The following is a 245-nucleotide window of genomic DNA, read 5'->3' on the forward strand; positions in this document are numbered from 1 at the left end:
GGTCCAACAGTAGTCAACACAGGTGATGACGCATTAGATTCAGATGGTCAAGTTGTAAACGTAACAATTCAAGACGCAGATGACATGACAATCGACAGCGGCTTCATCAAAGTTAAAGTCGGCGACACAGTATGGGAAGATACAAACCATGATGGTGTTCAAGACGAAGGTGAACCAGGAATTCCAGGTGTGGAAGTAACAATCACGTATCCAGATGGAACAACAGAAACAGTTGTAACAGATGA

Annotated in this window: 1 protein-coding gene; it reads left to right on the forward strand. The window is 43.3% G+C overall.

The annotated features are described in order from the left end of the window. On the forward strand, positions 1-245 hold a 245-nt coding region (locus CD122_RS10920), incomplete at both ends, for an SdrD B-like domain-containing protein (RefSeq protein WP_142381209.1).

Origin of the sequence: Staphylococcus rostri, from assembly GCF_002902145.1 — a bacterium.
Lineage (GTDB): Bacteria > Bacillota > Bacilli > Staphylococcales > Staphylococcaceae > Staphylococcus > Staphylococcus rostri.